General features: G+C 75.4%; 9 protein-coding genes and 1 pseudogene. 6 read left to right on the forward strand and 4 right to left on the reverse strand.

Annotated features, from left to right (window positions below; all coding sequences use genetic code 11):
* Positions 1-240: 240 nt before the first annotated feature.
* From D476_RS0110835 to D476_RS0110845, 3 genes are all read left to right on the forward strand, one after another.
* Positions 241-1284: a MinD/ParA family ATP-binding protein gene (locus tag D476_RS0110835; RefSeq protein ID WP_152529309.1), complete on the forward strand. Its 1044-nt coding sequence runs from the start codon at positions 241-243 to the stop codon at positions 1282-1284.
* 51 nt (positions 1285-1335) lie between these two features.
* Positions 1336-1518: a hypothetical protein gene (locus D476_RS0110840; protein ID WP_017623971.1), complete on the forward strand. Its 183-nt coding sequence runs from the start codon at positions 1336-1338 to the stop codon at positions 1516-1518.
* Positions 1519-1598: 80 nt separating this feature from the next.
* Positions 1599-2621, forward strand: coding sequence for a serine/threonine-protein kinase (locus D476_RS0110845; protein ID WP_017623972.1), 1023 nt, complete (start codon positions 1599-1601; stop codon positions 2619-2621).
* A gap of 7 nt (positions 2622-2628) precedes the next feature.
* On the opposite strand, the gene D476_RS0110850 is transcribed toward D476_RS0110845, so the two are convergent.
* The 4 genes from D476_RS0110850 to D476_RS0110865 all read right to left on the reverse strand — a co-directional run bounded on the left by D476_RS0110850 (position 2629) and on the right by D476_RS0110865 (position 4832).
* Positions 2629-3039 carry an MmcQ/YjbR family DNA-binding protein gene (locus D476_RS0110850; RefSeq protein WP_017623973.1) on the reverse strand — a complete coding sequence of 137 codons (411 nt, stop codon included), beginning with the start codon at positions 3037-3039 and terminating at the stop codon, positions 2629-2631.
* 76 nt (positions 3040-3115) lie between these two features.
* Positions 3116-3451 carry a hypothetical protein gene (locus D476_RS0110855; protein ID WP_017623974.1) on the reverse strand — a complete coding sequence of 112 codons (336 nt, stop codon included), beginning with the start codon at positions 3449-3451 and terminating at the stop codon, positions 3116-3118.
* A 71-nt stretch (positions 3452-3522) separates the two neighbouring features.
* Entirely contained in the window at positions 3523-3858 is a 336-nt protein-coding gene (locus D476_RS0110860; protein WP_017623975.1) for a YnfA family protein, read from the reverse strand.
* Between the two features lie 47 nt (positions 3859-3905).
* On the reverse strand, positions 3906-4832 hold the full coding sequence (locus D476_RS0110865) for an AEC family transporter (RefSeq protein ID WP_017623976.1): 927 nt from the start codon (positions 4830-4832) through the stop codon (positions 3906-3908).
* Between the two features lie 631 nt (positions 4833-5463).
* On the opposite strand from D476_RS0110865, the gene D476_RS0110875 reads away from it, so the two are divergent.
* The 3 genes and pseudogenes from D476_RS0110875 to D476_RS39695 all read left to right on the forward strand — a co-directional run.
* Entirely contained in the window at positions 5464-6681 is a 1218-nt protein-coding gene (locus D476_RS0110875) for a styrene monooxygenase/indole monooxygenase family protein (RefSeq protein ID WP_017623978.1), read from the forward strand.
* Between the two features lie 629 nt (positions 6682-7310).
* On the forward strand, positions 7311-7985 hold the full coding sequence (locus D476_RS0110880; RefSeq protein ID WP_017623979.1) for a CDP-alcohol phosphatidyltransferase family protein: 675 nt from the start codon (positions 7311-7313) through the stop codon (positions 7983-7985).
* Between the two features lie 59 nt (positions 7986-8044).
* Positions 8045-8452 (forward strand): annotated as a pseudogene (locus D476_RS39695) (phosphatidate cytidylyltransferase); the annotation flags it as partial.
* Between the last annotated feature and the right edge of the window lie 70 nt (positions 8453-8522).

Below are 8522 nucleotides of genomic sequence, written 5' to 3' on the forward strand. Positions count from 1 at the left end.
CGGATACATTCGTCCGTCCTCTCTCGCTCCGGGTCCGCGGCCGCGGGTGGCCGCGGGGCCGGAGCCGTCCACACCGCCCACTCAGACGGCCCCGCCGCCGCTCCGGTTCGCCTCCGCCGCCCGCCGGGCGTCCGGCCGTGGCCAAGACGGGACGAACCCGACCGGTCTCCCATCCGCGACACTGCGTAAAATGCCGCAGACAGGGCCTGTTCCTCAGTCGATTCCCTAGGAAGTCCAGCGGTGTCAGTTCGATCCCCCCACCCCGAGCCAGCGGCCGACGGAGCCGACGGAGAGGGCTCCGGCGCGCCCGCCCCCGCCCCGTTGTCCGAGCTCAGTGCGGACACACTGATCCGCAGGGAGCGCCCCGCCCCCAAAGGGGGCTGGCGCCGCGCCCTCTACACCGTCACCGGCGGCCGGATCAACCCGGGCGACTCCAAGATCGAGCAGCGGCGCCAGGAGCTGGAGGCGGCCGTGGGCCGCGCGCCCCTGCCCGAGGCGCACCAGTCGATCGTCGTGCTGGGCACCGGCGCCGGGGTCGGCACCACCACGGTCGCCCTGGGGCTCGGCGCGGTCCTGGCCGCCCACCGCGGCGACCGGGTGATCGCCGTGGACGGCGACCCCGAGCGCGCGCCGATCACCGAGCGCATGGCGCTCAAGTGGCACGCCGAGCTGCCGCTGCAGGACCTCATCGCCTCCCCCGACGCGGCCGTGCGCTACTCGGACATGAACCGGTTCACCGCCCAGACCACCGGCGGCCTGGACGTGCTGGCCTCCACCCCCGGGGACACCGCCTCCCGCCCGCTGGGCCTGGAGAGCGTCCGCCGCATCTCCGACGCCGTCGAGCGGCACTACCCGCTGCAGCTCGTCGACGCCGGGACCGGCCTCGACCGCCCCGGGGTCCCGGTGCTCCTCGCGCGCTGCACCCGCCTGGTCCTGGTCTGCCCGGCGACCCGCGAGGGCGCGGTCGCCGCCGCCAACGCCCTGGACGACGTGGACGCGGTGGCCCCGGGCCCGCTGGCCGCGCACGCCGCCGTGGTGCTGGCCAAGGGCCCCTCGGGCGGCCCCGGCACCTCGGCCGGGGTCGACGACCTGGAGCGGCAGATGGACGACCGCTGCGCCCGCGCGCTCCAGCTCCCCGAGGACCCGCACCTGGCCTCGGGCCGCCCGGTCGACCTGGCGGACCTGCGCGCCCCCTCCGCCCTGGCCCTGCTGGAGCTGGCCGTGGAGATCACCGAGGGGTTCGCCCGCCCCGGCGGCGGTCCGGGCGGGCCCCGGAAGGGGTAACGACTGGGCCACGGCCGGTGGCCGGACCGGCCCCGCGGGTACGAACCGTGAATGGTAGTCGCTGCCCTCGGCGTCCTCCTGCTCCTCCTCGTCCTGTCCGCCCTCGCCGCCCGATCCTCCCGCCATTCCTGCTGCCTGGGCTGCCTCGTCTTCTACGTGCTGCTCGGGGTCCTCGTCGCCGCCGTCCTCCTGGGCGCCCGGATCGGGCTATGGGGCGCGCCCCCGTGGCCGTAGGATGCCGCTGACGGCGCCCGGAGAGGACGGCGCCCCGGTGGAGATGCGGGAGTCGGTCTCATGCCCCTGGCGGTCCGCAGATGAAGGCCCGCGGGCCGCGGAGGCTGGGCCGCCTGCTGCCCGAAGACCCCGGCCGCATCGGCGGCTACACGGTGGTGGGCCGCATCGGATCCGGCGGGATGGGCACCGTCTACGCCGCCTCCGGTGAAGGGCTGCAGGGCTACCTGGCGGTCAAGGTCGTCCACCGGCGCCACGCCGAGGACCCCCGCTTCCGCGAGCGGTTCGCCGCCGAGGCGCGGCTGCTGGCCCGGGTGAACAGCCCCTGCGTCGCGCGGTTCGTCGCCGCCGACGTCCTGGCCGACCTCCCCTGGCTGGCCACCGAGTACGTGCCGGGGCCGACCCTGCGCCACCACGTGGACCGCCACGGGCGCCTGCGCCCGCCGATGGTGCGTGCGCTGGCCGTGGGGGTGGCCGACGCCCTCAGGGCGGTACACGGCACCGGCGTGGTCCACCGCGACCTGCAGCCGAACAACGTGGTGGTGGCCGCCTCCGGGCCCAAGCTCCTGGACTTCGGCATCGCGCACCTGGGCGTGCGCGAGGAGGCCACGCGGTGGATCCGGCTGCGCCGCTACCGGCGGGCGGTGCGCGACATCGGCCTTCCCGAGCCGGCCGCCCCGGAGCCGGAGGCGCTGCCGGGCCCGCGCGACCGGCTGGGCACGCCCGGGTGGACCAGCCCCGAGCAGTACAGGGGGCAGCCCGTCACCACCGCCTCGGACGTGTTCCTGTGGGGCTCCCTCGTCGCGTTCGCCGCCGCCGGGCGGGACCCCTTCGGCGTGGCCGAACCGGCCGAGCTGGCCCGCCGCACGGTCCGCGAGTCGCCCGACCTGGACCGCCTGCCGCCGGGGTTGGACGGCCTGGTCGGGGCGGCGATGGCCAAGGACCCGCGGGACCGGCCCGCCATCGGCGAGGTGCTGGAGCGCGCGCTGGAGGCGGCGGGGCACGCGGGCACGGGCAACCGCGCCGCGGCGGTGCGGGCCGTGCTCTCCGAGGAGTGGACGGACGTGGCGGTCCGCCCGCCCAAGCCTCCGCGCCGCCTGCTGTGACCCGCCGCTAGGGGCTCCCGTCCAGCGGCGGGCGGGCCNGCGGCAGGTCCTCACCCAGGGCGGCCATGAGGCGGTCCCGGTCGGGCCTGCGCATGCCCGCCACGACGCGCTCATAGGAGTGGCGGAGCATCTCCGCCAGCTCGTCGTCGGGCACCGTGCCGTCGAGGGCCACCGTGTTCCAGTGGCGCTTGTTGAGGTGGTAGCCGGGCACGACGGCGGGGAACTGGGCGCGCAGCTCCAGGGCCAGCCCCGGTTCGCACTTGAGGGAGATCCGCGCGGGCCGGTCCGCCTCGCCGGGCATGAGGAGCGCGAACACCTTCTCGCGCACCTTGTACACGATCACACCCGGCCCGAAGGGTTCGGTCTCCCGCGTCTCGGGGAACCACAGGGCCGCATCGATGAACTGCTGGGGCGTCACCCGGCCACAGTAGAGGAGGGAGGGGACGGCGGGGCCCGGTGTCTCCGCGCCCCGCCGGTGTGCGTGCCGCCAGGGGTCAGGAGGTGATCCTGTCCTTGAGGTAGCGCAGTGCCGCGGTCCACTCGCCGCAGGCGTCGGCGTCACCCCCGCAGGCCGTGATGAACGCCCCCACCAGGGCGATGGTCGGCATCGCCTTTCCGTCGAGGGTGGAGCGGAAGCGCTGGGCGGTGCAGACACCGCCCGAGCGGTACTCCATCTCCTCGAACGTGGGGGTGCCCGCGCGCGTCCGGTACTCGCGCATGGCCTGGAGGAATTCCGCCGTCGTGGTGGCCGCGTAGGGGTTGATGCGCTCGGGGGTGCCGGGATTCCGGGCACCCTGTCGGGCGGGGAAACGTGGGTCGAGGGGCACCATCGCACCTCCGGAGGGATGAAGAGTGCGGCCGTCAGCGGAATCGTTCCCGGTGGAACGTCCGGAGATCGCTTTCAGTTCCCCCGCGGGGCGTACATGATGACGGCGACTCCGAGTACGCAGATCAGCGCCCCGGCGATATCCCAGCGGTCGGGACGGAACCCGTCCACCGCCATGCCCCAGGCGAGCGACCCCGCCACGAACACGCCGCCGTAGGCGGCGAGGATGCGCCCGAAGTGGGCCTCGGGCTGCAGGGTCGCCACGAACCCGTAGAGCCCCAGGGCCACCACGCCCGCGCCGATCCACAGCAGGCCCCGGTGCTCCCGCACCCCCTGCCACACCAGCCAGGCGCCCCCGATCTCGAAGAGGGCGGCGACGGCGAACAGCACCACGGATTTCAGGACGGTCATGGGTGGCCACCGTATCGGCGGCGGGCCCGGCCCCGGCGGCAGCGCGCTCAGCCGTGCATGAGGGCGATCCCCACCAGCACGGGAAAGGTCGCGATGGTCGACAGCAGGACCGCCTCGCGCACCATCCCGGTGGCCACGCCGTACCGCGAGGCGTAGGTGTACATGTTCTGGGCGGTGGGCAGCGCCGCCAGGACGACGACGGCGAAGAGCAGCTCGCCGTCCAGGTGGAACAGCCACGATCCGATCGCCCAGGCGGCCGCGGGCTGGACGAGGGACTTCAGGGCCACCGCCAGCAGCACGTGCCGCCGCTCCGGCCCGCGCCCCGGCACGGGGCTGCCGTGCAGGGAGATGCCCAGGGCCAGCAGCACGGCGGGCACCGACATGGACCCCACGAGCTCGAAGGGCTGCATCAGCGGATCGGGGACCGTGATCCCCGTCACCGCCACGGCCACCCCCGACAGCGCCGCGACGGCGATCGGGTTGCGCAGGGGCGCGGTCACGACGGTCAGCACGCCGAGGCGCCCGCCCTCGCGCCGCGATCCGGCGTCCAGCAGGGTGACGGCGACCGGGGTGACCACGAGCTGCTGCAGCAGCAGGACGGGCGCCACCAGGGCGGCGTCGCCCAGCACGTAAGAGGCGATGGGGATGCCCAGGTTGCCCGCGTTGACGTAGGACGAGCACAGGGCGCCCATCCCGGCGGTCCGCGCGCCCCAGCGGCGGACCAGCGCGACGAGCGCGAACAGGGCCGCGACCACGGCCATGCTCAGGGCGGTCACCGCGAGCGGGGCCGAGAACAGCGCCGAGGGGTCGGACCCGGACAGGATGGTGAACAGCAGGGCCGGGGTGGCCACGGAGAACGCGAGCCGGGTGAGCACCTCCCGCCCGTTGGCGCCGAGGGCGTCCCGGCGGCCGAGCACGTACCCGGCGGCGATGATGCTCGCGATGACCCCGAAGCCCGTGATGACACCGCCCATGCCGCCCCCTCGGTCCCGACGCCCCGAACGCGGTCGACGGTATCCATGCGCCGGTCACCACGCCGAAGGCGGGGGCCCGGACGCACCCGCGCGCGAGGCGATCTATGCTCGGGGGCGGCAGCGCCGGGACAGGAAGACGCGGGGGACACGGCCCGCTCCCCGGCCGCAGGCCGGAACTACGGAGGACAACACCCATGGTCGGTACCGTCGCAGCCGTGCTGATGTTCGTCAGCCTGCCGCTGATGCTCATCGCGGGCATCCTCGGCGCCTTCTTCACCAAGACCTACGACGGTCCCAAGACCGGCCGCTGACGCGCTGGGGGTGTCGCTCGGGTCATGGCCGTAGAAGGCACCGGCGGCGCCATGTCCATCGCAGGGCCGCTGTGCTCCCGAAAAGCAGGAGGAGTCGGCCCGGGCGCGCTGTCGGCCGGTGAGAACGCGGCGAGGGGCATGCCCGGTCGCCGCGCAGTAGGCCGTGATCCGAGCAACACCCCCTGGACCCCCGAGTAGCCTCCGGGTACTCCCTGACGCCCTATGGGCCCGCCGGGCACGCCGTCCGGCGGGCCTTGCGATGCCGGGCGGCCGGTGACCCCCACCTCTCCACCCGCGGTCCTTCCAACGACGGGAGCGGCATGCGCAAGATCCTCATCGTCGGCGCCGGCCAGTCCGGCCTCCAACTGGCGCTCGGCCTGCTCGACGATGGCTACGACGTCACCCTGCTCACCCTGCAGTCCCCGGCCGACCTGCGCTCGGGCCGGGTGATGTCCACCCAGTGCCTGTTCGGCGACGCCCTGCGCCGCGAGCGCCGCCGCCGACTGGCGTTCTGGGGCCCCACCGCGCCCGCGATCACCGGCGTGGCGATGAGCATCGCCGACGCGGACGGCGCCCTGGACGCCCAGTGGACCGGGCGCCTGCGCGAGCCCGCCCAGTCGGTCGACCAGCGGGTGAAGATGGCCGCGTGGCTGGAGGAGTTCGAGCGCCGGGGCGGCCGCACCGTCCTGCACGGGGCCACGCTCTCGGACCTTCAGTGGTTCAGCTCCTCCTACGACCTCGTGGTGGTGGCCACCGGCAGGAGCGAGCTGGCCGGGCTGTTCCCCGTCGACACCGAGCGCACCCGGTACGACGCGCCGCAGCGCACCCTGGCCCTGGCCTACGTGCGCGGCATGGAGGACCACCCGTCCGGCAAGGTGCTGCACCGCACCGCCGTCCCGGGCGCGGGCGAGGTGCTCGCGGTCCCCGCGCTCACCCTCACCGGCCCCTGCCACGCGCTGCTGGTCGAAGCCGTCCCCGGCGGCCCCATGGACCTGCCCGTGCCGAGCTGGCGCCGCACCGGCGAGGTGCTGGAGGGCGTGCTGTCGGTCATGCGCGACCACGCCCCCTGGATGCACGAGCGCTGTCTTGACGTGGAGCTGACCGACGCGATGGCCGAGGCGCGCGGAGCGTACACCCCGTGCGTGCGCAAGCCCGTGGGGCGGCTTCCCGGCGGGGGCGCCGTCCTGGGCATGGGCGACGCGATCGTGGCCAACGACCCGATCACCTCCCAGGGGGCCAACGCCGCGTCGGCGTGTGCCGAGTCCTACCGCCGCGCCATCGTCGACCACGGCACGCGCGCCTTCGACGAGGACTTCATGGAGGACGCCTTCGCGTCCTACTGGAGGCACGCACGCCACGTGACGGCCTGGAGCGAGGTCATGCTGGACGGGCCGCCGCACGTGTGGGAGGTCCTGCGCGCCGCCGGGAACGACCAGGGCCTGGCCGACAGGTTCGCCGAGGCGTTCGAGGACCCGGCCGACCTGATCTCGTGGTTCCTCCACCCCGAACGCGCCTACGCCTACATCGACGCCGTGTAGGCCCTGTCCGGGTTTCCCGCCGAGACTCGGACCCCGGCACCCCGCCGGCCCGGATCCCCGTCGCTCTCGACGCAGAGCGCCCCTGGAACCGCGCCGGTAGGGCCACTTCCCCCGGAGCAACAGGCCCTTCCACCGGCCGCTCGGCAGAGAAGTGTCAACGCCGGAGGGGGCGGGTGGTTCTGTTCGTGAGTGTGGACAGCGTTCGTCGATGGGATTCGACAGCGCCTCCGTTCGCTGCAGCGTGGTGTCGATGGGCCCTGGCAGCGCCGCGTGCGGCGGGGCGCACCTTGCCCTTCCCCGACGGCCGCCCCCGTCGCCGTCTCCGGAGTCGCGGGTCGAGGCGGAGCGCCCGCGGCGAAGCGGGGACGAACGGCCGTGAGGTGCTGCGGGTGACGGCCGCGCCCGGCGGCGGGGAAGGCCCTGGTGCTGTCGGAACCCGTCGGCACCGCGCCGCGCCGGGTGGTCTGAACCCTGTCGGAACCGGCGAACACGCGCTCTCACTCCTCGTCGACATACTCAGGCCGGGCGGCCCCTGGGCCGCCGCACGGGGCGGCTGAGTAGGACTACTCAGCGCCCCTGGGGGTCCGTCCCGATGCCCCGGAGGGGCGGGTCCGGCGAGTCTGTCGGGTATGGACGGACTCTACGCACTCAAGCCCTGGTTCGCCGACCGACTGGCGTCCCTGCGGCGCGCACTGGTCGCCCGGGGCGTGGCCCCCGCGGTGCTCACCTGGGGCGGGGTCGCGTTCGGCGCCGCCGCCGGGGGCGTCATCGCCGCCCTGCCGCCCGGCCCGCTCGCCGCCGGAGCCGTCGGCGCCCTCCTGGTGGCCCGGCTCGCCTGCGCCAACCTGGACGGCGGCGTGGCCCGGGAGAGCGGGCGCTCGACCCGCGCCGGGGCGGTCGACAACGAGCTGGGCGACCGGCTGGCCGAGTTCGCGGTGCTGGCCGGGTGCCTGGCCGCCTACCCCGCCGCCCCCGTGCTGGGCGCCGCGCTGGCGGCCACGCTCCCCTCCTGGGTCTCCCTGGCGGGGGCCGCGGCAGGTGCCCCGCGCCTGCAGGGCGGCCCCTCCGGCAAGACCGAGCGCTGCGCCCAGTTCGTGCTGTTGGCGCTGACCGGGTTCACCGCCCTGGTGTTCCCGCTGATGATCGCGGGCTCCCTGGCCACGGCGGTCCTCCGGCTGGTCCGCGTCCGCAGGGCGCTGCGCGCGCTCGACTCTTCGGGACCTGCGGCGGGGCCGGAGGCTGCGGCAGGGCCGGAGGCTGACGCGGAACCCGCTCCGGCGCCCGCGTCCGGGGGTGCCCGGTGATCGGCGCGGTGGAGGCGGCCCCCTACATCGCCGGGGCGCTCGGGGTGAGCGGTGCGGGTGTGTGGCTCTCGCGCAGGCGCGAGCTGGTCCGCCGCTGGATCAGCTGGGCGGTCATCGCCCCCGTCGTCGGCGGCGCCTTCGCCCTGGGCACACCGGGCACCGCCGTGCTCGCCGCCGCCGTGGCCGCCGTGGCCATGGCCGAGTACGGGCGCATGGCGGGGCTGCGCACCGCCGAGACCGCCGTCGCCGGGACCGCGGTGGCGGCGCTGCCCGTCGCCGCCTGGCTCGCGCCCGACCTGCTCTGGCGGGCGGCCCTGCTCGGGGTGCTCGCCGCCGCGCTTGTCCCCGTCCTGTCCGGCGACGCCGAGGACGGGGCGCGCCGCGCCGCCCGCGCGGTGTTCGGGGTGGCGTGGCTGTCGGCGCCGGTGGGCCTGGTGCTGCTCGGCCCCGCCGCCTTCGCCCTCGTGGCCGCGGTCGCGGTGGCCGACGTCGGGGCCTGGTTCGGCGGGCACTTCTTCGGCAGGCACTGGCTCGGAG

This window comes from Nocardiopsis chromatogenes YIM 90109 (genome assembly GCF_000341185.1).
Classification (GTDB): Bacteria; Actinomycetota; Actinomycetes; order Streptosporangiales; family Streptosporangiaceae; genus Nocardiopsis_A; species Nocardiopsis_A chromatogenes.